19 protein-coding genes, 5 tRNA genes and 2 rRNA genes are annotated in these 26,208 nt (G+C 50.3%); 6 read left to right on the forward strand and 20 right to left on the reverse strand.

Annotated features, from left to right (window positions below):
• Positions 1-206 precede the first annotated feature (206 nt).
• On the forward strand, positions 207-572 hold the full coding sequence (locus NF212_RS16285; protein WP_434357435.1) for a hypothetical protein: 366 nt from the start codon (positions 207-209) through the stop codon (positions 570-572).
• A 121-nt stretch (positions 573-693) separates the two neighbouring features.
• On the opposite strand, the gene nudC is transcribed toward NF212_RS16285, so the two are convergent.
• Positions 694-1,458 carry an NAD(+) diphosphatase gene (nudC, locus tag NF212_RS16290; RefSeq protein ID WP_434357437.1) on the reverse strand — a complete coding sequence of 255 codons (765 nt, stop codon included), beginning with the start codon at positions 1,456-1,458 and terminating at the stop codon, positions 694-696.
• Between the two features lie 143 nt (positions 1,459-1,601).
• On the opposite strand from nudC, the gene rsd reads away from it, so the two are divergent.
• On the forward strand, positions 1,602-2,093 hold the full coding sequence (gene rsd / locus NF212_RS16295) for a sigma D regulator (protein WP_434357439.1): 492 nt from the start codon (positions 1,602-1,604) through the stop codon (positions 2,091-2,093).
• A 231-nt stretch (positions 2,094-2,324) separates the two neighbouring features.
• Here the strand turns inward: rsd and rpoC are convergent, their stop codons facing one another.
• The 13 genes from rpoC to NF212_RS16360 form a co-directional block, all read right to left on the reverse strand.
• The gene (gene rpoC / locus NF212_RS16300) at positions 2,325-6,539 is read right to left on the reverse strand and encodes a DNA-directed RNA polymerase subunit beta' (RefSeq protein ID WP_054674921.1); all 4,215 of its coding nucleotides are present in this window, start codon (positions 6,537-6,539) and stop codon (positions 2,325-2,327) included.
• Positions 6,540-6,615: 76 nt separating this feature from the next.
• Positions 6,616-10,644, reverse strand: a complete 4,029-nt coding sequence (rpoB, locus tag NF212_RS16305; protein ID WP_054674934.1) for a DNA-directed RNA polymerase subunit beta — start codon at positions 10,642-10,644, stop codon at positions 6,616-6,618.
• 230 nt (positions 10,645-10,874) lie between these two features.
• Positions 10,875-11,240, reverse strand: a complete 366-nt coding sequence (rplL, locus tag NF212_RS16310) for a 50S ribosomal protein L7/L12 (protein ID WP_054674922.1) — start codon at positions 11,238-11,240, stop codon at positions 10,875-10,877.
• A 54-nt stretch (positions 11,241-11,294) separates the two neighbouring features.
• Positions 11,295-11,789: a 50S ribosomal protein L10 gene (gene rplJ, locus NF212_RS16315; RefSeq protein WP_054674923.1), complete on the reverse strand. Its 495-nt coding sequence runs from the start codon at positions 11,787-11,789 to the stop codon at positions 11,295-11,297.
• A 237-nt stretch (positions 11,790-12,026) separates the two neighbouring features.
• Positions 12,027-12,728 (reverse strand): 50S ribosomal protein L1, encoded by a 702-nt coding sequence (gene rplA / locus NF212_RS16320; protein ID WP_434357443.1) that lies wholly within the window; start codon positions 12,726-12,728, stop codon positions 12,027-12,029.
• 4 nt (positions 12,729-12,732) lie between these two features.
• Positions 12,733-13,161 (reverse strand): 50S ribosomal protein L11, encoded by a 429-nt coding sequence (gene rplK / locus NF212_RS16325; protein ID WP_054674925.1) that lies wholly within the window; start codon positions 13,159-13,161, stop codon positions 12,733-12,735.
• A 125-nt stretch (positions 13,162-13,286) separates the two neighbouring features.
• Entirely contained in the window at positions 13,287-13,832 is a 546-nt protein-coding gene (gene nusG / locus NF212_RS16330; protein WP_054674926.1) for a transcription termination/antitermination protein NusG, read from the reverse strand.
• 11 nt (positions 13,833-13,843) lie between these two features.
• Positions 13,844-14,221 carry a preprotein translocase subunit SecE gene (gene secE / locus NF212_RS16335; protein ID WP_434357446.1) on the reverse strand — a complete coding sequence of 126 codons (378 nt, stop codon included), beginning with the start codon at positions 14,219-14,221 and terminating at the stop codon, positions 13,844-13,846.
• 200 nt (positions 14,222-14,421) lie between these two features.
• Entirely contained in the window at positions 14,422-15,606 is a 1,185-nt protein-coding gene (tuf, locus tag NF212_RS16340; RefSeq protein ID WP_434357448.1) for an elongation factor Tu, read from the reverse strand.
• Positions 15,607-15,716: 110 nt separating this feature from the next.
• Positions 15,717-15,792: transfer RNA gene (locus tag NF212_RS16345), tRNA-Thr, on the reverse strand.
• 13 nt (positions 15,793-15,805) lie between these two features.
• Positions 15,806-15,880: transfer RNA gene (locus NF212_RS16350), tRNA-Gly, on the reverse strand.
• 33 nt (positions 15,881-15,913) lie between these two features.
• A tRNA-Tyr gene (locus tag NF212_RS16355) sits at positions 15,914-15,998 on the reverse strand.
• 9 nt (positions 15,999-16,007) lie between these two features.
• A tRNA-Thr gene (locus NF212_RS16360) sits at positions 16,008-16,083 on the reverse strand.
• Positions 16,084-16,293: 210 nt separating this feature from the next.
• Here NF212_RS16360 and coaA point away from each other — a divergent pair.
• The gene (coaA, locus tag NF212_RS16365; RefSeq protein WP_434357450.1) at positions 16,294-17,229 is read left to right on the forward strand and encodes a type I pantothenate kinase; all 936 of its coding nucleotides are present in this window, start codon (positions 16,294-16,296) and stop codon (positions 17,227-17,229) included.
• Between the two features lie 34 nt (positions 17,230-17,263).
• Here coaA and birA read toward each other — a convergent pair whose 3' ends face one another.
• Entirely contained in the window at positions 17,264-18,235 is a 972-nt protein-coding gene (birA, locus tag NF212_RS16370; RefSeq protein WP_434357452.1) for a bifunctional biotin--[acetyl-CoA-carboxylase] ligase/biotin operon repressor BirA, read from the reverse strand.
• Positions 18,226-19,281 (reverse strand): UDP-N-acetylmuramate dehydrogenase, encoded by a 1,056-nt coding sequence (murB, locus tag NF212_RS16375; protein WP_434357453.1) that lies wholly within the window; start codon positions 19,279-19,281, stop codon positions 18,226-18,228. The genes birA and murB overlap by 10 nt, the downstream gene beginning before the upstream one ends.
• A 72-nt stretch (positions 19,282-19,353) precedes the next feature.
• Between murB and NF212_RS16380 the strand changes: the two genes are divergently transcribed.
• From NF212_RS16380 to NF212_RS16390, 3 genes are all read left to right on the forward strand, one after another.
• On the forward strand, positions 19,354-19,779 hold the full coding sequence (locus tag NF212_RS16380; RefSeq protein WP_434357454.1) for a GNAT family N-acetyltransferase: 426 nt from the start codon (positions 19,354-19,356) through the stop codon (positions 19,777-19,779).
• A 102-nt stretch (positions 19,780-19,881) separates the two neighbouring features.
• Positions 19,882-21,231 carry a CDP-diacylglycerol--serine O-phosphatidyltransferase gene (pssA, locus tag NF212_RS16385; protein WP_434357455.1) on the forward strand — a complete coding sequence of 450 codons (1,350 nt, stop codon included), beginning with the start codon at positions 19,882-19,884 and terminating at the stop codon, positions 21,229-21,231.
• A gap of 22 nt (positions 21,232-21,253) precedes the next feature.
• Positions 21,254-21,874, forward strand: a complete 621-nt coding sequence (locus tag NF212_RS16390; protein ID WP_434357457.1) for a nicotinamidase — start codon at positions 21,254-21,256, stop codon at positions 21,872-21,874.
• A 47-nt stretch (positions 21,875-21,921) separates the two neighbouring features.
• On the opposite strand, the gene NF212_RS16395 is transcribed toward NF212_RS16390, so the two are convergent.
• The 4 genes from NF212_RS16395 to NF212_RS16410 all read right to left on the reverse strand — a co-directional run bounded on the left by NF212_RS16395 (position 21,922) and on the right by NF212_RS16410 (position 25,993).
• The gene (locus tag NF212_RS16395) at positions 21,922-22,281 is read right to left on the reverse strand and encodes a DsrE/DsrF/TusD sulfur relay family protein (protein WP_434357459.1); all 360 of its coding nucleotides are present in this window, start codon (positions 22,279-22,281) and stop codon (positions 21,922-21,924) included.
• 432 nt (positions 22,282-22,713) lie between these two features.
• Positions 22,714-22,790: transfer RNA gene (locus NF212_RS16400), tRNA-Asp, on the reverse strand.
• Between the two features lie 93 nt (positions 22,791-22,883).
• Positions 22,884-22,999 (reverse strand): 5S ribosomal RNA (gene rrf / locus NF212_RS16405).
• A 103-nt stretch (positions 23,000-23,102) separates the two neighbouring features.
• Positions 23,103-25,993 (reverse strand): 23S ribosomal RNA (locus tag NF212_RS16410).
• Positions 25,994-26,208 lie beyond the last annotated feature (215 nt).

Below are 26,208 nucleotides of genomic sequence, written 5' to 3' on the forward strand. Positions count from 1 at the left end.
CGGTGACGTAAACCGGACTCCTCCTCCCCTCCCGCGACGTTTTCGCCCTAAAAATTTTTTCAGTTTTGAATTCCGCAAAAAAATACCGCCAACCCGCGCCACTACTGGGGCTTTCCCAATGATCTCGAATTTCAAAAAATGCGCTTTTTTTCAGTGTTTTTCAGTTTTAACGATCACTTATGCACTAGCGAACAAAGCATAAGCCATTGAATACACTGAAATACATAAGAATTACGTCACCAAAAAAGATGATCGCACGATCACAAAGACGATCAGCAAAAACAACGGCAACCCGCGCCAGCACTGGCACTACATTACAAACAGGAATTTCAATTTTTGCAGATACCTTTACAATCGAATTAGGCAACAAAACTAAGGATTACCACATGACGAAAAATTGGATTTTGTCGTGGCGATACGACCACGCCGCTCACGTAAAAAGAACTGGCGAAACGCATCTAGAACGCTGGCGAAGTGTTGAACGAGAGCAGCTAAGCAGAATCATCGCAGCCAACAGTTTTACAAACAGCGTGAAAAGCCTCGTGACGGAAATAAAGCGCACGCTCTTATAATCTGTCGCCACTTTAGAGCCACCAAACAAACAAAAACATCATAAGCCGTTGTTTTATAGTGATATAAATCAACGGTTCCGATAATCGCATCTTACCCCTCCCACCCTACGGAGGGTTTTTTTTACCCGCTGATCAGCCCGCAGGTCATTTCGATAAGCTCCCGGGCAATAGTGCCTTTGGGGGCAACTTCCGGAAGTTCATCCGGCGAAAACCAGGCAGCGTCGGTCAGCTCTGCATAGTCCGGGGTAATTTCCCCCGACGCATAATCTGCCAGGAACCCCATCATCAGGTTTGATGGGAATGCCCACGGTTGGCTGCCCACATACCGGATGTTCGCCACCCGGATGCCTGTCTCTTCAAACACTTCCCTTTCCACACATTGCTCAAGGGTTTCGCCAGGTTCAACAAACCCGGCAATAACGGTATACATTCCGTTCTTGTGCCGGGGGTGTTGCGCCAGAAGAATATGGGCTTTTTTCTTAACCGCCACGATGACACAGGGTGACACACGTGGGTAATGCAAACTGTCACACTTCACACAACGCATCGCATGATCAACGGGATCAATATCATTCTGACCGCCACAGCGGCTGCAAAACGGCTGATCCCTTAGCATATGTTCGAGTTGAATGGCCTTGCCTGCCAACATAAAAAGATCCACCGGGGAGCCAAGCAACTCTCTCAATGAAAACAGATGGTTATCAAAGGAATCATCGCTAACTGAAATCCACCAAACCGGCTTCCCCTGAAATTCACCAATCTTTCGCTGAATGCCTGAGGAATAAGGCATCAAAGACAAAGGCATAAGCGGCAAACTGCCGTCTTTCAGCCAAATTTGCCCACTTTTTGCCGCACATATGTAAACTTCTTCGCTTATCTGAGACATGGGTGTCCTCACACTCCTTGCAGAGCAACTCAATTGCTGGCACATTAAAAATTGAAACGATGGACTAAATTTATATCAAGGTCTGTCGACGTTTTGGAGCCTTTCTCGGGCAAGCTCCCTTCGAAACCCAAGCATGGAGGAACATGGTTATGCTGAACAAGCTAGAGCGTTTCCATGAGCAGTGGGGTGGCTATAGCGATGTCATCGATTACTGGCTGACACTCAGGCAAGAGCTGTTGGTCGACTATTACAACATCGCCGGTCTGTCTGCGGGTAAAAAGAAATCCCTTTCACTGCCAGATGATGAGTCTCTTCACCGGTTTTGCGAACTGTTGGTTGATTACATATCAGCAGGTCATTTCAAGATATATAACATGGTTATGGAGCGTTGGCAGGCTACCGGGTTTTCAACCAACAAGGAAATTGATGCCCTGTATTTTCGCATCGTGTCCACCACGGAGCCATTGTTGAACTTTTCGGAGAAATACGGCGATATTTCTCTTGATGAAAAGAATTCCGTTAATTTCGACAATCAAATATCGTCGATTGGCGAACTGCTGGAAGAGCGTTTTGAACATGAGGACAGCCTGATTCAATTGATAGCTGAAAGCCTCTCCGTACCACCCGGCGCTTAATATCAGGCACACTGGAATCCCGAGAAACCCTTCATGCTATGAAGCCACGCCTTGCGTGGCTTTTTTAATGCATGTTCTTACCCATTGGCGTAATTCATTGGTCAGGGATGATTTCAACCCGTCAGTATGATCAGGGAAATAGTTCGGTAGGTCTCATTGCAGGCCATATTACACAGATACAAAAAAGGCATCCCGAAGGATGCCTTTTAATTTTTTTCCAGTCAGCGAGGATTACTCGTCGCCACCCAGACCTGCATTCAGCAGTGCAGCTAGATCTTGAGAAGCCTGCTCGGCATCCACTTGCGGTGCAACTGGCTCTGCAGCCGATGCACGACGCTCCTGGCGTGATTTGTGGTATGCGAAACCGGTACCAGCCGGAATCAGACGACCCACGATCACGTTCTCTTTCAGGCCACGCAGTTCGTCGCGCTTGCCACTTACTGCGGCTTCGGTCAGAACGCGGGTAGTTTCCTGGAACGATGCTGCCGAGATGAAAGACTCGGTAGACAGCGATGCCTTGGTGATACCCAGCAGATCGCGCTCGAAAGTCGCTGGTTTCTTGCCTTCGGCTTCCAGCTGACGGTTCGCGATCTTAACGCGTGCGTATTCAGCCTGTTCACCTTCCAGGAACTCTGAGTCGCCTGGACGGTGGATGGTGACTTTACGCAGCATCTGACGAACGATGGTCTCGATGTGCTTGTCGTTAATCTTAACGCCCTGCAGACGGTAAACTTCCTGTACTTCCTGAGTGATGTACGAGGTTACCGCATGCACGCCACGCAGACGCAGAATGTCGTGCGGAGCTTCTGGACCGTCGGCGATTACGTCACCCTTCTCAACCGATTCACCTTCGAACACGTTAAGCTGACGCCACTTAGGAATCATCTCTTCGTATGCGTTGCCTTCAGCTGGAGTGATGATCAGGCGGCGCTTACCTTTGGTTTCTTTACCGAAGGAAACGGTACCGGTGATCTCTGCCAGGATTGCAGGCTCTTTCGGCTTACGGGCTTCGAACAGGTCAGCAACGCGTGGCAGACCACCGGTGATGTCCTTGGTACCTTTCGATGCCTGAGGAACACGTGCTAGGGTTGCACCAACGCCAGCTTCCTGGCTGTCATCGTACTGAACAATCGCTTTACCAGGCAGGAAGTACTGCGCAGGCATTTCAGTACCAGGGATCATTACGTCGTTGCCCTGTGCGTCAACCAGCTTGATAGCAGGACGCATGTCTTTACCGGCTGAGGTACGCTCAGCGGCATCAAGAACAACGGTAGATGACAGACCGGTCAGCTCATCAGTCTGACGCTGTACAGTTACGCCGTCGATCATATCAACGAACTTAACGCGACCTTCTACCTCAGTGATGATTGGCATTGTGTGTGGATCCCAGTTAGCGATAATTTCGCCAGGGGCCACTTCAGCGCCGTCACCTTTCACCAGGTGCGCACCGTAAGGCAGCTTGTAGCTTTCCTTGGTACGGCCGAATTCGTCAACGATAGTCAGTTCAGACGCACGTGAGGTGATAACCAGCTTGCCTTCGTTGTTGGTAACGAACTTGGCATTGTGCAGGTGCATCGAACCTTTGGTCTTAACCTGGATGCTGTTTTCAGCTGCTGCTGCAGATGCCGCACCACCGATGTGGAACGTACGCATGGTCAGCTGTGTACCAGGTTCACCGATTGACTGTGCCGCAATAACACCGACCGCTTCACCTTGGTTCACGATGTGACCACGAGCCAGATCACGACCGTAACACTTGGCACAAGCACCAAAGTCAGTATCACAGGTTACAGCAGAACGTACTTTCACCTGGTCTACAGAGAACTGCTCCAGGATTTCACACCACTTCTCGTCGAGCAGGGTGTTGCGAGGTGCCAGAATTTCATCTGTACCTGGCTTAAGTACATCTTCAGCAACAACACGGCCCAGAACACGGTCACGCAGTGCTTCTTTAACGTCGCCGCCTTCGATCACTGCAGTCATCAGGATACCTTCTTCGGTACCACAGTCGTCTTCAGTGATTACTACGTCTTGCGCTACGTCTACCAGACGACGAGTCAGGTAACCTGAGTTCGCAGTCTTAAGTGCGGTATCCGCCAGACCCTTACGAGCACCGTGAGTAGAGATAAAGTACTGAAGTACGTTCAGACCTTCTTTAAAGTTCGCGGTGATTGGGGTTTCGATGATTGAGCCATCTGGCTTAGCCATCAGACCACGCATACCTGCCAGCTGACGAATCTGAGCTGCAGAACCACGCGCACCAGAGTCGGCCATCATGTAGATGCTGTTGAACGACTTCTGGGTCTCTTCCTCACCGTCACGGTTGATAACGGTCTCGGTAGACAGGTTATCCATCATAGCCTTGGCAACCTGTTCGTTGGTTGCAGCCCAGATATCGATAACCTTGTTGTAACGTTCGCCTGCTGTTACCAGACCTGATTGGAACTGTTCCTGAATTTCAGCAACTTCTTCTTCCGCTTCAGCGATCTTGGTGTACTTGGCTTCTGGGATAACCATATCGTCGATACCAACAGATACACCAGACAGTGCCGCGTATGCGAAACCGGTGTACATGACTTGGTCAGCGAAGATTACAGTGTCCTTCAGGCCCAGCTTACGGTAACACTCGTTCAGCAGAGAAGAGATTTGCTTCTTGCCGAGACCTTGGTTAACCAGTTCGAATGGCATACCGTCAGGTACAACATTCCACAGCATGGCACGACCAACGGTGGTGTCTTTCATTTCGACGCGTTCGGTACGCTGACCAGCTTCGTCGATCAATACTTCACGGATACGCACTTTAACGCGTGCGTGCAGCTCAGCACTGCCGGTGCGGTAAGCTTTTTCTGCTTCCGCAGGACCCGCGAGGTACATGCCCTCACCCTTGGCGTTAATCTTTTCACGGGTCATGTAGTACAGACCCAGTACAACGTCCTGAGAAGGTACGATGATTGGATCACCGGACGCAGGAGACAGGATGTTGTTGGTAGACATCATCAGAGCACGGGCTTCAAGCTGCGCTTCGAGAGTCAGTGGCAAGTGAACCGCCATCTGGTCACCGTCGAAGTCGGCGTTATACGCAGCACACACCAGTGGGTGAAGCTGGATTGCCTTACCTTCGATCAGGATAGGTTCAAATGCTTGGATACCCAGACGGTGCAGGGTCGGTGCACGGTTCAGCATGACTGGGTGTTCGCGGATGACTTCATCCAGGATATCCCAAACAACTGCTTCTTCGCGCTCTACCATCTTCTTGGCAGCTTTGATGGTGGTCGCCAGACCACGAGCTTCCAGCTTGCCGTAGATAAATGGCTTAAACAGTTCCAGTGCCATCTTCTTAGGAAGACCACACTGATGCAGACGCAGGTATGGACCAACGGTGATAACCGAACGGCCAGAGTAGTCTACGCGCTTACCCAGAAGGTTCTGACGGAAACGACCCTGCTTACCTTTGATCATGTCTGCCAGAGATTTCAGCGGACGCTTGTTCGAGCCGGTGATTGCACGGCCACGACGACCGTTATCCAGCAGCGCGTCTACAGATTCCTGCAGCATACGCTTTTCGTTGCGAACGATGATATCTGGTGCAGCCAGATCCAGCAGGCGCTTCAGACGGTTGTTACGGTTAATTACACGACGGTACAGATCGTTCAGATCTGAAGTCGCGAAACGGCCGCCGTCCAGAGGAACCAGTGGGCGCAGATCAGGTGGCAGAACTGGCAGTACAGTCAGGATCATCCACTCAGGGTTGTTACCAGACTGAACGAATGCTTCAACCAGCTTCAGGCGCTTGGTGATCTTCTTACGCTTGGTTTCAGAGTTGGTTTCTTCCAGCTCTTCACGCATCTGTTCTGCTTCAGCAACCAGATCCATGTTTGCCAGCAGGGCTTTAACAGCTTCCGCACCCATACGTGCGTCAAACTCGTCACCCCACTCTTCCAGCGCATCCAGGTACTGCTCTTCAGCCAGCATCTGGCCGCGCTCCAGGTTGGTCATACCTGGTTCGATCACAACATATGATTCGAAGTACAGAATACGCTCGATATCACGCAGCGGCATGTCCATCAACAGACCGATACGAGATGGCAGCGATTTCAGGAACCAAATGTGGGCAACTGGAGACGCCAGTTCGATGTGACCCATACGCTCACGGCGTACTTTAGTCTGGGTTACTTCAACACCACATTTTTCACAAATAACGCCACGGTGCTTCAGGCGCTTGTACTTACCGCACAGACACTCGTAGTCCTTAACTGGACCGAAGATACGCGCACAGAACAGACCGTCACGCTCAGGCTTGAACGTACGGTAGTTAATGGTTTCTGGCTTCTTTACTTCACCGAATGACCACGAACGGATCATGTCTGGTGACGCAAGACCGATCTTGATGGCGTCAAACTCTTCGGTCTTATGCTGCGCTTTCAGAAACTTAAGTAAGTCTTTCACAATCGGCTCCTGTCAGGAGTTGACCCATGAAGGTGCCGCAAGCGGCACCTTCGAATTCACATACCGGTTAACGCGATTACTCTTCGTCTTCCAGCTCGATGTTAATACCCAGCGAGCGGATTTCTTTAAGCAGTACGTTAAAGGACTCCGGCATACCCGGTTCCATGCGGTGATCTCCGTCCACGATGTTCTTGTACATCTTGGTACGGCCGTTAACGTCATCCGACTTAACGGTTAGCATTTCCTGCAGGGTGTATGCTGCACCGTATGCTTCCAGTGCCCACACTTCCATCTCACCGAAACGCTGACCACCGAACTGAGCCTTACCACCCAGCGGCTGCTGAGTAACCAGGCTGTAAGAACCGGTAGAACGGGCGTGCATCTTGTCATCAACCAGGTGGTTCAGTTTCAGCATGTACATGTAACCAACGGTTACTGGACGCTCAAACTGGTTACCGGTACGGCCGTCAAACAGGGTCAGCTGGCCTGATTCTGGCAGATCAGCCAGTTTCAGCAGCGCCTTGATTGAAGACTCTGGAGCACCGTCAAACACTGGTGTGGCAATAGGCAGACCTTTGCGCAGGTTTTCTGCCAGGGTACGAACTTCGTCGTCAGTCAGTGTATTGATATCCACTTGCTGACGGGTCTCACCCAGCTCGTATACCTTCTTCAGGAACTCGCGAATCTTCGCCAGCTCTTGCTGCTCTTTGACCATCTTGTTGATCTTGTCACCGATACCCTTGGCAGCAAGGCCCAGGTGGGTTTCAAGAATCTGACCGATGTTCATACGTGAAGGTACGCCCAGCGGGTTAAGAACGATATCTACCGGAGTACCGGTTTCATCGTATGGCATGTCCTCAACAGGGTTAATCTTAGAGATAACACCCTTGTTACCGTGACGACCCGCCATCTTATCACCAGGCTGGATACGACGCTTAACTGCCAGGTAGACTTTAACGATCTTCAGCACGCCTGGTGCCAGATCATCACCTTGGGTGATCTTGCGGCGCTTGATGTCGAATTTCTTGTCGAAATCAGCCTTCAGCTCGTCGTACTGCTCTGCCAGCTGTTCCAGCTGGGTTTGCATGTCTTCGTTGTCCAGAGTCTGGGACAGCATAGACTGACGGTCCATACCACTAAGCTTGTCTTCGCTGTAACCAGCTTGTGCAAGCAGAGTACGTACACGCGCAACGATACCACCTTCGAGGATGCTGAATTCTTCAGTCAGGTCTTTCTTAGCCTGCTTCAGCTGCATCTCTTCGATTTCGAGGGCACGCTTGTCTTTTTCTACGCCGTCACGAGTGAAGACCTGTACGTCGATAACGGTACCAGATACTGAACCTGGAACACGCAGAGACGAGTCTTTCACGTCAGACGCTTTCTCACCGAAGATCGCACGCAGCAGCTTCTCTTCTGGAGTCAGTTGGGTTTCACCCTTAGGTGTTACCTTACCAACCAGAATATCGCCGCCTTTCACTTCAGCACCGATGTAAACAACACCGGATTCGTCGAGCTTAGACAGTGCTGCTTCACCCACGTTAGGGATATCAGCAGTGATTTCTTCTGGACCAAGCTTGGTATCACGCGCCACACAGGACAGTTCCTGGATGTGGATAGTAGTGAAACGGTCTTCCTGAACAACACGCTCAGATACGAGGATGGAGTCCTCGAAGTTATAACCATTCCAAGGCATGAACGCGATACGCATGTTCTGGCCCAGCGCCAGCTCACCCAGGTCTGTAGAAGGACCGTCTGCCAGCACGTCACCACGTGCAACAGGCTCACCAGGCATCACTGTAGGACGCTGGTTGATACAGGTGTTCTGGTTAGAACGGGTGTACTTGGTCAGGTTGTAGATGTCGATACCGGCTTCGCCTGGTACCAGCTCATCTTCATTAACCTTAACCACGATGCGAGACGCATCAACTGACTGAATAACACCGCCACGCTTGGCAACAGCAGTTACACCGGAGTCAATCGCTACCGCACGCTCGATACCTGTACCTACCAGCGGCTTATCTGCACGCAGAGTAGGAACAGCCTGACGTTGCATGTTCGCACCCATCAGGGCGCGGTTAGCATCGTCGTGCTCAAGGAACGGAATCAGCGATGCAGCCACGGATACTACCTGGTTGGTAGCAACGTCCATATACTGGGCGTGTTCGCGTGGGTGCAGACCGGATTCACCTTTGTGACGGGCTGTGATCAGTTCGTCACCGAAGCTGCCGTCTTCGTTCAGGGCTGCGTTAGCCTGAGCGATAACATACTGGCCTTCTTCGATGGCAGACAGATAGTCAATCTGGTCAGTAACAACACCGTCAACAACCTTACGGTATGGAGTTTCCAAGAAACCGTATGGGTTTGTACGTGCGAACACGGACAGTGAGTTAATCAGACCGATGTTTGGACCTTCAGGAGTCTCGATTGGACACAGACGGCCGTAGTGCGTTGCGTGAACGTCTCGCACTTCGAAGCCTGCACGTTCACGTGTCAAACCGCCAGGACCCAGGGCAGAGATACGACGCTTGTGCGTTACCTCAGACAGTGGGTTGTTCTGGTCCATAAACTGAGACAGCTGAGAAGAACCAAAGAATTCTTTAACGGCTGCAGAAATAGGCTTAGCGTTGATCAGATCCTGTGGCATCACGTTGTCGAGATCACCCAGGCTCAGACGCTCCTTAACTGCACGTTCAACACGTACCAGACCTACACGGAACTGGTTTTCTGCCATCTCGCCCACAGAACGGATACGACGGTTACCCAGGTGGTCGATGTCGTCCACTTCACCGATACCGTTACGGATATCGATCAGTTTACGCATCACGTCGATGATGTCGTTGTGCTCGAGGATACCTGGGCCGGTCATTTCTTCACGAACCAGGGAGCTGTTGAACTTCATACGGCCTACTGCTGACAGATCGTAACGATCTTCAGAGAAGAACAGACCGTCGAACAGTTGCTCGGCAGCTTCACGTGTTGGCGGCTCACCAGGGCGCATCATGCGGTAGATTTCTACCAGTGCGCTCAGACGATCAACGGTGCTGTCGACACGTACGGTGTCAGACATATATGGACCGTGATCCAGGTCGTTGGTGAACAGTACTTCAATGCGCTTGTGGCCAGCCTGAGACAGGTTAGCCAGGCTTTCCAGGCTCAGTTCCTGGTTAGCAGCAGCAATGATTTCGCCGGTGTCTTCGTTGACGTAGTCGCGGCTTGCAACCTTACCAACAATGTACTCAACCGGTACTTCAATGTGAGTAACACCGTCTTTGCTCAGCTGGCGGATATGACGCGCAGTGATACGACGGCCCTGCTCTACATAGGTCGTGCCATTGGCTTCGATGTCGAAACTTGCAGTTTCGCCACGCAGACGGTCTGGTACCAGCTCCATCACCAGAGACTTGCCTTTTACTTCGAAAACAACTTTCTCGAAGAACAGGTCAAGGATCTGCTCGGTGGTGTAACCCAGTGCACGCAGGATAATAGACGCTGGCAGTTTACGACGACGGTCGATACGTACGTAAAGCAGGTCTTTAGGGTCAAACTCGAAGTCCAGCCAGGAACCGCGGTATGGGATAATACGCGCGTTGTACAGAACTTTACCTGAGGAGTGGGTTTTACCCTTATCACTATCGAAGAAAACACCCGGGCTACGATGCAGCTGGGATACGATAACCCTCTCGGTACCATTGATAACGAAAGTACCATTGTCTGTCATGAGTGGGATCTCACCCATGTAGACTTCTTGTTCTTTGATGTCTTTTACTGTGCCGGCCGGTGCATCTTTGTCATACACAACCATACGCAGTTTTACACGCAGAGGGGCTGCATAAGTAACGCCACGGATCTGGCACTCTTTTACATCAAATACTGGCTCACCGAGACGATAGCTAACGTATTGCAGCTCGGAATTGCCATTGTAGCTCTGGATCGGGAACACAGAGCGAAAGGCAGCTTCAAGACCGTATTGCCCTTCTGGATCCTGCTCAATGAACTTTTCAAACGATTCAAGCTGGATCGACAGCAGATATGGCACGTCCAGCACTTGAGGACGCTTACCAAAATCCTTACGGATACGCTTTTTCTCGGTATAAGAGTAAACCATAGGGTTCCTCAGCTCGCTGATAAGTGACCCAAACTGTCCACATATGCCGGACAGTGACTTATAAACCACCGTTTATTGTAGTTTCCTGCCATCAAGGTAAGTGCTTGAAAACAGGAGAGTTACAGTGCCTAAACAGGGGGAAAATTCACTGTAGCCCTTTAGCGCAAAAAGGCCGGTGGCTATTTAACCACCAGCCATTAGCCTTTTCAGGCTAAGAAGCTAAGCAATAATTACTTAACTTCAACAACTGCACCAGCTTCTTCCAGATCTTTCTTCAGAGCTTCTGCTTCTTCTTTAGAAACAGCTTCTTTCAGAGGAGCTGGAGCGCCGTCTACAACAGCTTTAGCTTCTTTCAGGCCCAGACCAGTTGCGCCGCGAACTGCCTTGATAACTGCTACTTTGTTAGCACCAGCTTCTTTCAGGATTACGTCGAATTCGGTCTTCTCTTCTGCAGCTTCTGCAGCAGCGCCACCAGCTACAACAGCAGCAGCAGCAGTTACACCGAACTTCTCTTCCATCGCTTCGATCAGTTCAACAACTTCCATCACAGACATTTCTGCGATAGCGTCCAGGATTTGTTCTTTAGTTACAGACATGATAATTCTCTCTAAAATCAACGATTAGTTTAGTAAACCAATTTTGCAATTGGCTTATGCAGCTTCCGCTTCTTTTTGGTCGCGAACTGCAGCAATAGTGCGAACCAGCTTGCCAGCTGAAGCTTCTTTCATGCACATCATCAGACGTGCAATAGCTTCTTCGTAAGTTGGCAGGCTTGCCAGTACATCGTAGCTAACCAGGTTGCCTTCGAATGCGGCTGCTTTGATCTCGAAGTCTTTGTTCTCTTTAGCGAAGTCTTTGAACAGACGCGCTGCAGCACCTGGGTGCTCGTTAGAGAACGCAAGCAGAGTAGGACCAACGAAAACGTCTTGCAGACATTCGTAGTTAGTACCTTCAACTGCACGGCGCGCCAGAGTGTTACGAACAACACGCATAGAAACACCCGCTTCGCGAGCTTTCTTACGCAGTGAAGTCATAGCATCTACAGTTACGCCACGAGAATCAGCAACAACAGCAGACAGGGCACCGTTCGCAGCTTCGTTGACTTCAGCGACAATTACTTTTTTGTCTTGAAGATTTAAAGCCATTGGAAATGCTCCTGAGTTGCCGGGTTACCCCGGGTAAACATCACTTACTGCGAATGCAGCAAGCGCTATTACGGCGCAGATCCAAGATAGATAAAATCAATCATGTTCTGGCACCGTCTACGTAGGGTATTAAGTCCTTTCAGACACCTACGGTCTTGGACGAAGACCTGCGTACAGGTCTTGGCCATTTTCAATAAACGCTGAATTATAGGCTAACTCAGCGCTTAAGTAAATTGCTTATGCGTTGGTGTCCAGAGTGTTCTGGTCAACAGCAAGACCTGCACCCATAGTGGTAGACAGGCTTACTTTCTTAACGAAAGTACCTTTAGCTGAAGCAGGCTTCGCCTTCTTCAGAGCTACCAGCAGAGCTTCCAGGTTAGCTTTCAGCGCTTCAGCGTCGAAGTCTACCTTACCGATAGTGGTATGGATGATACCGTTCTTGTCGTTACGGTAACGAACCTGACCAGCTTTAGCGTTCTTAACAGCTTCAGCAACGTTAGGAGTTACAGTACCAACTTTAGGGTTTGGCATCAGACCGCGTGGGCCCAGGATGGTACCCAGTTGACCAACAACGCGCATCGCATCTGGAGAAGCGATAACTACGTCGAAGTTCATTTCGCCTTTCTTAACTTGGTCGGCCAGATCTTCCATACCTACCAGGTCAGCGCCAGCTTCTTTAGCAGCTTCAGCGTTTGCACCTTGGGTGAATACTGCAACGCGGATGTCACGACCAGTACCGTGTGGCAGAACAGTTGCGCCACGAACGTTTTGGTCAGATTTACGTGCATCGATACCCAGGTTAACTGCAACGTCAACGCTTTCTACGAACTTGGCAGTAGCCAGTTCTTTCAGCAGGGCGATAGCTTCGTTGATTTCGTAATCTTTGGTTACGTCAACTTTTTCGCGGATTACGCGCATGCGCTTAGTCAGTTTAGCCATGTGATTAACCCTCTACTACCAAGCCCATGGAACGAGCAGTACCCATTACTGAGCGCATTTTCGCTTCAACGTCAGCGCCAGACATGTCTTCTGACTTCAGTTCAGCGATTTCACGAACCTGTGCTTCAGTCACTTTACCAGCAACTTCTTTGCTTGGGTTGCTTGCACCAGACTTCAGGCCAGCTGCTTTTTTCAGCAGAACAGACGCTGGAGGAGTCTTAGTGATGAAAGTGAAAGAACGGTCTGCGTAAACAGTGATAACCACTGGGATTGGCAGGCCTTTTTCCATAGCTTCTGTACGAGCGTTGAATGCTTTACAGAATTCCATGATGTTCACACCGTGCTGACCCAGAGCTGGACCAACTGGTGGTGAAGGGTTAGCCATACCAGCTGCAACTTGCAGCTTGATGTAAGCTTCTACTTTCTTAGCCATTACTCATTTACCTTAATTTGGGTTCGAACGTCAGTCTTGTTCAGACCAACTCCCCGTCTAACGAAAGGGCGCGAAATTGTATTCGAATTTCGCGCCCTTGCCAAGACCTGCTGAACAATTATTGATCAGCTTTTTTCTACCTGGCTGAACTCCAGTTCGACTGGAGTAGCACGGCCAAAGATGGAGACAGAAACCTTCACGCGGCTCTTGTCGTAATCCACTTCCTCAACCACACCGTTAAAGTCAGCAAATGGACCTTCGGTAACACGAACCACTTCGCCTGCTTCGAATACAGTCTTGTGGACAGGTGCTTCGCTGGCTTTTTCCAGGCGTTGCAGAATTGCGTCTGCTTCCTTATCAGAGATAGGAGCAGGACGGTCAGAGGTTCCACCAATGAAGCCCATCACACGCGGTACATTACGCACCAGGTGCCAAGACTCATCGTTCATGACCATCTGAACCAGTACGTATCCAGGGAAGAATTTACGCTCGCTTTTACGGCGTTGACCCTGACGCATTTCGACCACTTCTTCGGTAGGTACCAGTACCTCACCGAAGTAATCTTCCATGCTGTGCATTTTGATGTGTTCGCGCAAAGATTGCGCTACACGGCTCTCAAAACCAGAGAAAGCCTGCACAACATACCAACGTTTCTTTGGAGCTTCGCTCATGAAAAATTACCTCACACGCCAGTAGCTAAAGCGACAAGACGAACCATGATGCCGTCAATGCCCCACAGGATCAGCGCCATGATGACGGTGACAGCTAGAACGATCAGCGTCGTTTGCGTAGTTTCCTGGCGTGTAGGCCAGACAACCTTACGCACTTCCATTCGCGCTTCACGAGCAAACGTGATCGCTGCTTTTCCTTTTTCTGTAATTGCAGCGACTCCACCTGCTGCAGCAACCAGCACTACTACGGCTGCAGCTCGGAGAACAACAGATACATCACTGTACAGGCTATTCCCTACTACGGCTGCAAGTAGCAGAGCAAATACAACAATCCACTTAACCACATCCATTGAACCTGAGCCTTGTGGATTTTCAGCGTTCGCTTTCATACATCCTACCTGAAACTAGTCTAAAGATTAGACGACAACAACCCCGCCTGGGCGAGGTATCAAAAGGCGTTGACAGTTCCAGCGGGGAACTGTGAAACCATCGTTCTGGGCTTGTGCTGTATGCAAAAACATCAAACAAATTCACAAGCGCAGAAAAAGGGCATCAAATGATGCCCTTTTTGCAGCCAATCCGTCAAATATTATTCAACGATCTTAGCTACAACACCCGCACCAACAGTACGGCCACCTTCACGGATCGCAAAGCGCAGACCTTCGTCCATCGCGATTGGAGCGATCAGGGTAACAACCATCTTGATGTTGTCACCAGGCATTACCATCTCTACGCCTTCTGGCAGTTCGATAGTACCGGTTACGTCAGTTGTACGGAAGTAGAACTGTGGACGGTAGCCCTTGAAGAATGGGGTGTGACGACCACCTTCTTCTTTTGACAGTACGTATACTTCTGATTCGAAAGTTGTGTGTGGAGTGATTGAACCTGGCTTCGCCAGTACTTGACCACGCTCAACTTCGTCACGCTTAGTACCACGCAGCAGAACACCTACGTTCTCACCTGCACGGCCTTCGTCCAGAAGCTTACGGAACATTTCTACGCCAGTACAAGTAGTCTTAGTAGTGTCTTTAACACCTACGATTTCTACTTCGTCACCAACGCGGATGATGCCTTGCTCAACACGACCAGTTACTACTGTACCACGGCCTTGGATTGAGAATACGTCTTCGATTGGCAGGATGAACGGCTTGTCGATAGCACGCTCTGGCTCTGGGATGTAAGAATCCAGGGCGTCAGCCAGTTCGATGATCTTCTCTTCCCATGCTGCGTCGCCTTCCAGTGCTTTCAGAGCTGAACCCTGAATTACTGGGCAGTCGTCACCTGGGAAGTCGTACTCAGACAGAAGCTCACGTACTTCCATCTCTACCAGCTCAAGCAGCTCTTCATCATCTACCATGTCACACTTGTTCATGAATACGATGATGTAAGGGATACCTACCTGGCGACCCAGCAGGATGTGCTCACGAGTCTGTGGCATTGGGCCATCAGTCGCAGCTACTACCAGAATACCACCGTCCATCTGTGCAGCACCGGTGATCATGTTCTTAACGTAGTCAGCGTGTCCTGGGCAGTCAACGTGCGCGTAGTGACGTGATGGAGTATCGTACTCTACGTGTGAAGTAGAGATGGTGATACCACGCTCACGCTCTTCTGGAGCGTTGTCGATAGATGCGAAGTCACGTGCTGAACCGCCGTATTTCTTAGACAGTACAGTACAGATTGCAGCAGTCAGAGTAGTTTTACCGTGGTCAACGTGGCCGATAGTACCAACGTTAACGTGCGGTTTCGTACGTTCAAATTTTTCTTTAGACATGACAGTCCCTCTAGGCACGGTATTTCGGTGGCGTTACGACCACACAACCAACAAAAAATTTTGTTGAGTATATATCAAACGGTTTGAAAAAGCCTTGGAGAGGGGAGAAGTGGTGCTGATACCCAGATTTGAACTGGGGACCTCACCCTTACCAAGGGTGCGCTCTACCGACTGAGCTATATCAGCACACGAAGAAGTGTGGAGCGGGCAGCGGGAATCGAACCCGCATCATCAGCTTGGAAGGCTGAGGTAATAGCCATTATACGATGCCCGCAGAACTCGTAGAGCTATTCAAACAATTTGAAACTGGTGGTGGGAGAAGGATTCGAACCTTCGAAGGCTGAGCCGTCAGATTTACAGTCTGATCCCTTTGGCCACTCGGGAATCCCACCTAATTTTTTTGGTGCCGGCTGCCGGAATCGAACTGGCGACCTACTGATTACAAGTCAGTTGCTCTACCAACTGAGCTAAGCCGGCGTAAGTGCTGCGCATTCTATGTCATGATTTTGGGGCTTGCAATACCCATTTGGAAAAAATCATTAAACTTTGGCACCTAACTGCACACAATTTACACAATCAGTTGCTAACTGATTATGATTTGCGCAACTTTATCAGTTTGCGGCTCTTTTCCTGTTTCGCGCAATACTGTATTGTCCTCAATCCTCGACAGTTATCAGGCCTTGGCAAATGAGTGAACACCTTACGCCTTATTTAATGTTCAACCGGGAGAAATGGGCAGAACTGCGCCAGTCCGTTCCAATGACGCTGAGCGAAGCTGACCTCCCTGGCCTGCGCGGTATTAACGAAAAGCTGTCGCTGACTGAAGTTGAAGATATTTACCTGCCTCTTACCCGGCTGCTCAACCTTTATGTCGGTGCCCGCCAGGGGCGAAGCCTGGTACTCAGCGAATTTCTTTCCCAGAAAGAGAACAAGGTTCCTTATATCATTGGCATCGCCGGCAGTGTCGCCGTGGGCAAAAGCACCACTGCTCGCTTGTTGAAAGCACTGCTTGAACGCTGGCCAGAACATCCAAAAGTCGAACTGGTGACGACTGACGGGTTCCTCTACCCCAACGCAGTATTGCGTGAGCGGGACATGATGAAACGGAAAGGTTTCCCTGAGTCCTATGACATCCGCCGATTGGTGCAGTTTGTCTCAGATGTGAAATCAGGTAAGAAACGCGTAGAAGCGCCCATATACTCGCATCTAGTCTATGACATTACGCAGGAAACTAAAGTCGTCGAACAGCCGGACATTCTTATCCTGGAAGGCCTGAATGTGCTGCAAAGTGGGATGGACTACCCTCACGACCCTCATCGGGTGTTTATTTCAGATTTCCTGGATTTTTCGATTTACGTGGACGCAGAGCCGGCCCTGTTGAAAACCTGGTATGTTGAAAGGTTTATGAAATTCCGCCAAGGTGCATTTATGAACCCGTCTTCGTACTTTCACCACTACACCAAGCTGACAAATGATGAAGCAGTCGTTACAGCCGCAGGTATCTGGGATGAAATCAACGGAAAGAACCTGTCAGAGAACATCAAGCCAACAAAAGAACGGGCTAACCTGGTTCTCCAAAAAGGGGAAAATCATCTGGTAAGTACGATCCGTCTCAGAAAGTAGTTCGGAATTTTGACCAGACAATGTCAAAGGCGGACTAGTCCGCCTTTCTCAATGAAATCTCACCACCGAGGAATGGGGTTAAGCCCTGCTCTGTTTCCAGCAGCAATGCACCTTGCTCATTGATACCCCGAGCAATTCCAACAACCTCCCTCTCACCCATCAGAAGGCGAACAGGGCGTCCGGCAAAGTTATCCAATTCATTCCAGGAATCAGTAAACCCTGACATTCCGGTAACTTCATACTTTTCCAGTGCTGCCTTGAGGTGGTTAATCAGTGTCGCTGCCAACTGGTTGCGCTCAGGCATGTCATAGCAAGCCTGAGACAGTGACGCCCATGGTTGGTTAACCACGGTTTCATCCACCTGCTGCATGTTAAGGTTAATACCCATGCCAATTACCAGGTGTGCAGCGTCTCCAGCCTGTCCTGTCATCTCGACCAGAATGCCTGCCAGTTTTCGGTCCTGGTAATAAAGATCGTTAGGCCACTTGACCCTTATTCCATCAGCCCCAAGTGCATTAAGCGCCTCGGCCACAGCAACACCAACAACCAAGCTCATACCCATCGCAGCTGCCATGCCGGCATCAAGCCGCCAGTACATGGAAAGGTATAAATTCGCGCCAAATGGGGAAAGCCAGGTCCGCCCTCGCCTTCCGCGTCCCGCCTGCTGGTACTCTGCCAAACAGACCGCACCGGAAGGCAACTGGCCAATTCGGTCAATGAGGTACTGGTTGGTTGAATCAATAATCGGTTGGAGATGGAGCTCTGGGGCATTCGACAACGAGGAAAGGGTCGCCTCATCCAGGAGGTCGATAGGCTGTGCCAACTTGTATCCCTTACCCTGGACCCGGAACACATCCAGCCCCCATGACTGCAATACTTTGATGTGCTTGCTGATCGCAGCCCGGGACATACCGAGCTCAACACCCAACTGCTCACCGGAATGAAACTGGCCATCAGCCAGCATCCGGATAAGATGGAGCCGGGGTTGATTTTCTTTTACAGGCATACCTTACCTTTCTCCACCAACTCAGGCAGTGTCGTTTCCTCTGCCATATCCATAAAGCGAACTTCATGCTCAAGCTGTACACCAAAACGCTGCGCGACAGACTCAACAACCTTCAAGGCAAGTCTAAGCACATCTGCGGACGTTGCATTGCCGGTATTAACCAGAACAAGAGCTTGCTGTTCATGTACTTTGGCACCGCCCACAGTCATCCCTTTAAGCCCCGCCTGGTCAATCAGCCAGCCTGCCGCCAACTTACAAGACCCTTCTCCTACGGAATAACATGGCATACCCGGATACTCAACGAGAAGGCACTCAGCCAGTTCTCGCCCTATTACCGGGTTTTTGAAAAAACTTCCTGCATTACCAAGTCTGGCGGGATCCGGCAGTTTAGACCGGCGGATATCGCAGACTGCATTGAACACATCCATCGGTGTCGCATTATCGTCAAGCGCTGACAACGCGCCATACCCCAGTTTAGGCAACCACAGCTTGCTGATTCTGAAACCCACGGCAGTAATAATGTACCCATCTTTCAGTTCATGCTTGAATACAGAATCCCGGTACCCAAACCGACAGGCTTCGGCAGGAAGTCTTTGAACTTCCCCTGATGCAATATTCAGCACATCCACATACTCACAGAATTCTTTTATTTCAGCTCCGTAAGCACCAATATTCTGGATAGGTGAAGACCCGACACAACCAGGGATCAGGGCCAGGTTTTCGAGCCCGGGCATACCTTGCTCAAGGGTCCAACGAACGAATTCATGCCAGTTTTCACCTGCCCCAGCATGCACCAACCAGTCATCGGTACGCTCTTCAACCTCAATCCCGCGTATACGGTTCAGCACCACTAACCCTGGGTAGTCGGAGCAAAACAGCATGTTGCTTCCCTCACCCAGAATTAACTTGGGCAGCGAGGCATACTGAGAGGACTGCCAGATTGAAACCAGCTCTTCGGCTGACTCTGCACAGATTATGTGCTTGGCATTTACCGCAATGCCAAAGGTATGGTGGGAGGCCAGGCTATTATCAGTCAACGTAATCATGCATGAATCGCAGCAAGGTATATCATTGGCCGATATACTATCTTATCCGGCAACTTAACGCAGTGTTTTCCAATGAGCTATTCCTTCCGTCCACTTGACCCGATCCGTCTGCCACTTATCCAGCGCTTTTACAAAAGCTATTATCCAAGTGGGAAAGCAAAACGGGATGAAGCCATTTGGACCGTCGAAAAAGACGGGCAGATTATTGGGTGTGTCCGCTTTCGCCAATTTGAAGAGGGTCAACTGCTGACAGGAATGGTTATCCAGCCGGACTACCGCCGAGCCGGGATCGCCAGCCAGTTGATGAAAGCCTGTGAAACACAGACAGCCAGTAAGCCTTGCTATTGTTTTGCCTACCCGCAGATTGAAGGTCTATATGCCAAACAGGGCTTTGTGGCAATTGAAGAGGGAGAACTTCCATACCCATTCAATGAACTTTTCATACGCTACAGCCAGGGAAAGAAAAAGCTGATACCTATGGTGCGTATTGCTTGCTGAATACACACAGCAACATGATTGAATCGTGGCGAATTCTGGTACAATAGCAGGTTTGAAATTGCATATCGTCCGGCAGACGTCGTTCTTGATAAAGAGGCAACAATGAGTTTCGCGACTGCAAAACGGCAACTTATCGATAACTTACCCGGTATTGCCCATGATCCAGCGAACATAGAAACCTTGCTGGATGCCGCATCCTTCAGGCAGCGCCTTCTTAAGGAAATCGAACAGGCAACCCAGCGTATCTACCTGGTTGCTTTGTACCTGGAAGACGATGACGCGGGTCGAAGCGTCCTTCAGGCGCTGTATGATGCAAAACAACGCAATCCATCTTTGGACATCAAGGTTCTTGTGGACTGGCACCGCGCCCAGCGTGGCCTGATCGGAGCTACCAAGTCTGAGGGTAATGCTGCCCTCTACCGGCAATATGCCGAACAGTACGAGCACAAAATAGAGGTGCTCGGTGTACCGGTTCGCAACCGTGAAGTATTTGGTGTATTACACCTTAAAGGCTTTGTTATCGATAACAAAGTTATCTACAGTGGCGCGAGCCTCAATAACGTATACCTTGCCCACAATGAGCGATACCGCTATGACCGCTACCATGTGATTGAAAACCAGTCCCTGGCAGACTGCATGGGCAACTTCATCACTGATACTCTGGTTGCCAGCGATGCGGTAACCTGCTTGGCCCAACCTGACCGCCCGGTGACCAAGGTACTCAAACCTGCTATTCGAGACCTGCGTGCAAACCTGTTGAAAGCGAACTACCACTACCAAGACCAACAGACCAACAATGGGCAGGTCTCTTTGGTACCTCTGGTAGGCCTTGGCAAACGGCATAATATCCTTAATACCTATATTGGCCACCTGATCGCTTCAGCAGATAAAGAGCTCACCATCTGCACCCCTTATTTCAATCCGCCACGCAGTATCCTGCGGGAACTTCGCAGGGCGTTGCGTCGTGGTGTCAAAGTTACACTGATCGTCGGCGATAAAACTGCTAACGACTTCTATATACCGCCAGAAGAGCAGTTTAAGACCATTGCAGCGCTGCCATACCTCTATGAGCAAAACCTGCGTAACTTTGCCAAGCGCAACGAATTCAACATAGCAAAACGCCAGCTGTGCATTCACCTGTGGAAGCACGATAACAACAGCTTCCACCTGAAAGGCATTTGGGTTGATAAACAATATATGCTTTTGACCGGGAATAACCTTAATCCCCGCGCATGGAAACTGGATCTGGAAAATGCCATTTTGATCCGGGATCCAAGTGAACTGCTCGAAGAGCAGCGACTGTCAGAGCTGGATAAGATTCTCGAGCACACACAGCTAATCTGCAGCTATAAAATGCTGCAAAAGCTAGAGGACTACCCCCTGCCGGTTAAAAAGTTGCTCAAACGCATCAAACGTATTAAAGCAGACCATATCCTCAACCAAATTCTGTAAACGGAAGAACAGGACGCTATCCATGTTGGCAAGTATTGACGTCGATCCACAGAAAACCTTCAGCCCACTGTGCCCAAATGAACTGCCAGTTACCGAAGGGGATCAGATTGCAGAAGCACTGAACAATCAGGCGAAGCTGGCAGCGTTTAGAATATTGACCAAAGATGCCCACCCGGCTAATGCCGTTTGGGTGGTTGATAACCACAGCGATATGCTGAAGCCGCTGGATTACGACAATGCAGACCAGACCTGGGTCAGCCATGCCGTACCGGGTACAGAAGGCTTTGAAACTATTCCAGGCCTGCCGGAGATAACTGAATATGATCACGTTATCTGGAAAGGCATCGAACCTGATATGCACCCTTATGGCGCCTGTTTCCATGACTTTGCCGGAAAACTCAGTACCGGTTTGATTGAATGGCTGAAAGTGAAAGGAGTAAGCCGAGTACTGGTTGGCGGACTTGCTACTGACTACTGTGTGAAAACCACGGCCCTGCAGCTACGCCAAGCCGGTGGGTTCGATGTGTGGGTAAATCTCTCCGCCTGCCGTGGTATCGCGCCTGATACCACGGCACAAGCCTGCCAGGATATGCGAGATGCCGGTATTCACGTCATTGACTCTATCAGTGAATTCCCGGCTTAACCTGCTATAAGAAAACCGCCATTTGTGCGGTTTTCTCTTATCTTCAATCAAATATGGATAACCTTATCTGCACCAAGCGTCCAGTCAGCTAGTTCAGCCAGCGTGCCAATTCGGCTTCCATCGCAAAGCATTCCATCGTTAATCCCTCTTGCTTCACAGCACGTCTTACAAAGCGCCACGGGTACACCCTGAGCAGAGAGAATTTCTAACATTTGCTGCAGGTTATAAGTGAGATCTGGGGTCACCTGCCCTTTGACTGCCCCAAATACCGCATCAGACATCAGAAACAGCTTAAGCCCAACTTCCTCATGTTCCTGATCTTTCAACGAAAGTGCTATTCGAAGTGTATTAAACAGCTTTTCCGTACCATAAGGTGCCGCATGGGCAACAATCAGAATTTTTTGCATCAGTATTTTTCCCAGAACAATTGCATTCGGCACAGTCTACGCCTGTGATAGGAAAGTTGTCTTTGATAACAGTCAGCACAATCTAGGGGAAATCTAGACAGGGAGGAGAAGCATTAAGCCTTTTAGGCCTTAATGGTGTTTCTTTTTCGCAGGCAGCAAAAGAACCTGCTGTTTCCAACAGGGTTTCTCAAGAAGTGGCGGACGGCTAGGCTTGCGTCAAGCGGGACTCTAGCCGAAGCCTCACGAGTCCCATACACAGGCATTTGATACAACGAAAAAAGCCCCGTCATTTCTGACGAGGCTTCTTAAGAAGTGGCGGACGGCCGGGCTTGCGTTCAAGCGGGACTCAAGCCGAAGGCTCACGAGTCCCGTTCACAGGCATTTGATACAACAAAAAAAGCCCCGTCATTTCTGACGAGGCTTCTTAAGAAGTGGCGGAGCGGACGGGACTCGAACCCGCGACCCCCGGCGTGACAGGCCGGTATTCTAACCAACTGAACTACCGCTCCGCAGCGATACTGTTTACCGAATAAAGTCTTATGGTTAGCTTGCTTTATCCAGTGTTGCCTTCATCTTCTCTTAAAGATGAAAACCAATTTAAAGCCTGGCGATGTCCTACTCTCACATGGGGAGACCCCACACTACCATCGGCGCTATTGCGTTTCACTTCTGAGTTCGGCATGGGTTCAGGTGGAGCCACAATGCTATGGTCGCCAGACAAATTCGGTACAATCTTGAAAGCTGATGTCTTCTAGCGTGTTCTCTTACACATTCAAGATGTTTGATTCTCTTGAGTACGCACAAAACCCCTTGGGTGTTGTATGGTTAAGCCTCACGGGCAATTAGTACAGGTTAGCTCAACGCCTCACAGCGCTTACACACCCTGCCTATCTACGTCGTAGTCTCCGACAACCCTTTAGGACACTTAAAGTGTCAGGGAGAACTCATCTTGAGGCTCGCTTCCCGCTTAGATGCTTTCAGCGGTTATCGATTCCGAACTTAGCTACCGGGCAATGCCACTGGCGTGACAACCCGAACACCAGAGGTTCGTCCACTCCGGTCCTCTCGTACTAGGAGCAGCCCCTCTCAATTCTCCAACGCCCACGGCAGATAGGGACCGAACTGTCTCACGACGTTCTAAACCCAGCTCGCGTACCACTTTAAATGGCGAACAGCCATACCCTTGGGACCGACTTCAGCCCCAGGATGTGATGAGCCGACATCGAGGTGCCAAACACCGCCGTCGATATGAACTCTTGGGCGGTATCAGCCTGTTATCCCCGGAGTACCTTTTATCCGTTGAGCGATGGCCCTTCCATTCAGAACCACCGGATCACTATGACCTGCTTTCGCACCTGCTCGAACCGTCATTCTCGCAGTCAAGCGGGCTTATGCCATTGCACTAACCTCACGATGTCCGACCGTGATTAGCCCACCTTCGTGCTCCTCCGTTACTCTTTGGGAGGAGACCGCCCCAGTCAAACTACCCACCAGGCACTGTCCTCACCCCGGATAACGGGGCCAAGTTAGAACATCAAACATACAAGGGTGGTATTTCAAGGATGGCTCCACGGCAACTGGCGTCACCGCTTCAAAGCCTCCCACCTATCCTACACATGTAGGCTCAATGTTCAGTGCCAAGCTGTAGTAAAGGTTCACGGGGTCTTTCCGTCTAGCCGCGGGTACACAGCATCTTCACTGCGATTTCAATTTCACTGAGTCTCGGGTGGAGACAGCGTGGCCATCATTACGCCATTCGTGCAGGTCGGAACTTACCCGACAAGGAATTTCGCTACCTTAGGACCGTTATAGTTACGGCCGCCGTTTACCGGGGCTTCGATCAAGAGCTTCATCCGAAGACTAACCCCATCAATTAACCTTCCGGCACCGGGCAGGCGTCACACCGTATACGTCTTCTTTCGAATTTGCACAGTGCTATGTTTTTAATAAACAGTTGCAGCCACCTGGTATCTGCGACTGCCTTCAGCTCCATCCGCAAGGGACTTCACCAAGGGCAGCGTACCTTCTCCCGAAGTTACGGTACCATTTTGCCTAGTTCCTTCACCCGAGTTCTCTCAAGCGCCTTGGTATTCTCTACCCGACCACCTGTGTCGGTTTGGGGTACGGTTACTGATAACCTGAAGCTTAGAGGCTTTTCCTGGAAGCATGGCATCAATGACTTCACCACCGTAGTGGCTCGACATCAGGTCTCAGCCTTAAGAGAAACCGGATTTACCTAATTTCTCAGCCTACACCCTTGAACCGGGACAACCGTCGCCCGGCCCACCTAGCCTTCTCCGTCCCCCCATCGCAGTTATCAGCAGTACGGGAATATTAACCCGTTTCCCATCGACTACGCCTTTCGGCCTCGCCTTAGGGGCCGACTCACCCTGCCCCGATTAACGTTGGACAGGAACCCTTGGTCTTCCGGCGAGGAGGTTTTTCACCCCCTTTGTCGTTACTCATGTCAGCATTCGCACTTCTGATACGTCCAGCACACCTTACAGTGCACCTTCAGCCGCTTACAGAACGCTCCCCTACCCAATACGATTAATCGCATTGCCGCAGCTTCGGTGTATCGCTTAGCCCCGTTACATCTTCCGCGCAGGCCGACTCGACCAGTGAGCTATTACGCTTTCTTTAAATGATGGCTGCTTCTAAGCCAACATCCTGGCTGTCTGGGCCTTCCCACATCGTTTCCCACTTAGCGATAACTTTGGGACCTTAGCTGGCGGTCTGGGTTGTTTCCCTCTCCACGACGGACGTTAGCACCCGCCGTGTGTCTCCCGGATAGTACTTACTGGTATTCGGAGTTTGCAAAGGGTTGGTAAGTCGGGATGACCCCCTAGCCTTAACAGTGCTCTACCCCCAGTAGTATTCGTCCGAGGCGCTACCTAAATAGCTTTCGGGGAGAACCAGCTATCTCCGAGTTTGATTGGCCTTTCACCCCTAGCCACAAGTCATCCGCTAATTTTTCAACATTAGTCGGTTCGGTCCTCCAATTGATGTTACTCAATCTTCAACCTGCCCATGGCTAGATCACTCGGTTTCGGGTCTAATTCCAGCAACTGCACGCCCAGTTAAGACTCGGTTTCCCTACGGCTCCCCTATGCGGTTAACCTTGCTACTGAAATTAAGTCGCTGACCCATTATACAAAAGGTACGCAGTCACCCAACAAGTGGGCTCCCACTGCTTGTACGTACACGGTTTCAGGTTCTATTTCACTCCCCTCACAGGGGTTCTTTTCGCCTTTCCCTCACGGTACTGGTTCACTATCGGTCAGTCAGGAGTATTTAGCCTTGGAGGATGGTCCCCCCATCTTCAGACAAGATAACACGTGTCCCGTCCTACTCGTTTTCACGCTAAAAGCATTGTCGTGTACGGGGCTGTCACCCTGTATCGCGCCACTTTCCAGAGGCTTCCACTAACACTTAAAACGCTTAAGGGCTAATCCGGGTTCGCTCGCCGCTACTGCCGGAATCTCAGTTGATTTCTTTTCCTCGGGGTACTTAGATGTTTCAGTTCTCCCGGTTCGCCTCGCTGCGCTATGTATTCACGCAGCGATACTGGCTTATGCCAGTGGGTTTCCCCATTCGGACATCCCAGACTCAAGTGGCTTTTACTGCCTTATCTGGGCTTATCGCAAGTTAATACGTCCTTCATCGCCTCTGACTGCCAAGGCATCCACCGTGTACGCTTAGTCACTTAACCATACAACCCGAAGGAGTTTCGAGTCATACGCGGACCAAGATTTGGTTTTCGCCGTACTCAAATTGAGTTGTGCTTAAAGCACTACCAAAACACTTGAATGTGTTTGCTTTGAGAACTTGTTTGCTTTCGCAAACAATCCAATCTTTCGATTGAATTACTAGTCAGCTTTCCAGATTGTTAAAGAGCATGTGTTTCGGTGTCTACAGGAGACAAGG

Origin of the sequence: Parasalinivibrio latis, assembly GCF_036825535.1 — a bacterium.
GTDB lineage: Bacteria > Pseudomonadota > Gammaproteobacteria > Enterobacterales > Vibrionaceae > Parasalinivibrio > Parasalinivibrio latis.

What these genes read in the sequence shown, in the direction of transcription:
- tuf (WP_434357448.1), bottom strand. Translation starts at nt 15,606, where the DNA reads ATGTCTAAAGAAAAATTTGAACGTACGAAACCGCACGTTAACGTTGGT.
- rsd (WP_434357439.1), top strand. Translation starts at nt 1,602, where the DNA reads ATGGTTATGCTGAACAAGCTAGAGCGTTTCCATGAGCAGTGGGGTGGC.
- NF212_RS16395 (WP_434357459.1), bottom strand. Translation starts at nt 22,281, where the DNA reads ATGCAAAAAATTCTGATTGTTGCCCATGCGGCACCTTATGGTACGGAA.
- nudC (WP_434357437.1), bottom strand. Translation starts at nt 1,458, where the DNA reads ATGTCTCAGATAAGCGAAGAAGTTTACATATGTGCGGCAAAAAGTGGG.
- NF212_RS16380 (WP_434357454.1), top strand. Translation starts at nt 19,354, where the DNA reads ATGAGCTATTCCTTCCGTCCACTTGACCCGATCCGTCTGCCACTTATC.
- murB (WP_434357453.1), bottom strand. Translation starts at nt 19,281, where the DNA reads ATGATTACGTTGACTGATAATAGCCTGGCCTCCCACCATACCTTTGGC.
- pssA (WP_434357455.1), top strand. Translation starts at nt 19,882, where the DNA reads ATGAGTTTCGCGACTGCAAAACGGCAACTTATCGATAACTTACCCGGT.
- rplA (WP_434357443.1), bottom strand. Translation starts at nt 12,728, where the DNA reads ATGGCTAAACTGACTAAGCGCATGCGCGTAATCCGCGAAAAAGTTGAC.
- rplK (WP_054674925.1), bottom strand. Translation starts at nt 13,161, where the DNA reads ATGGCTAAGAAAGTAGAAGCTTACATCAAGCTGCAAGTTGCAGCTGGT.
- nusG (WP_054674926.1), bottom strand. Translation starts at nt 13,832, where the DNA reads ATGAGCGAAGCTCCAAAGAAACGTTGGTATGTTGTGCAGGCTTTCTCT.
- rpoB (WP_054674934.1), bottom strand. Translation starts at nt 10,644, where the DNA reads ATGGTTTACTCTTATACCGAGAAAAAGCGTATCCGTAAGGATTTTGGT.
- NF212_RS16390 (WP_434357457.1), top strand. Translation starts at nt 21,254, where the DNA reads ATGTTGGCAAGTATTGACGTCGATCCACAGAAAACCTTCAGCCCACTG.
- birA (WP_434357452.1), bottom strand. Translation starts at nt 18,235, where the DNA reads ATGCCTGTAAAAGAAAATCAACCCCGGCTCCATCTTATCCGGATGCTG.
- rplJ (WP_054674923.1), bottom strand. Translation starts at nt 11,789, where the DNA reads ATGGCTTTAAATCTTCAAGACAAAAAAGTAATTGTCGCTGAAGTCAAC.
- coaA (WP_434357450.1), top strand. Translation starts at nt 16,294, where the DNA reads ATGAGTGAACACCTTACGCCTTATTTAATGTTCAACCGGGAGAAATGG.
- rplL (WP_054674922.1), bottom strand. Translation starts at nt 11,240, where the DNA reads ATGTCTGTAACTAAAGAACAAATCCTGGACGCTATCGCAGAAATGTCT.
- secE (WP_434357446.1), bottom strand. Translation starts at nt 14,221, where the DNA reads ATGAAAGCGAACGCTGAAAATCCACAAGGCTCAGGTTCAATGGATGTG.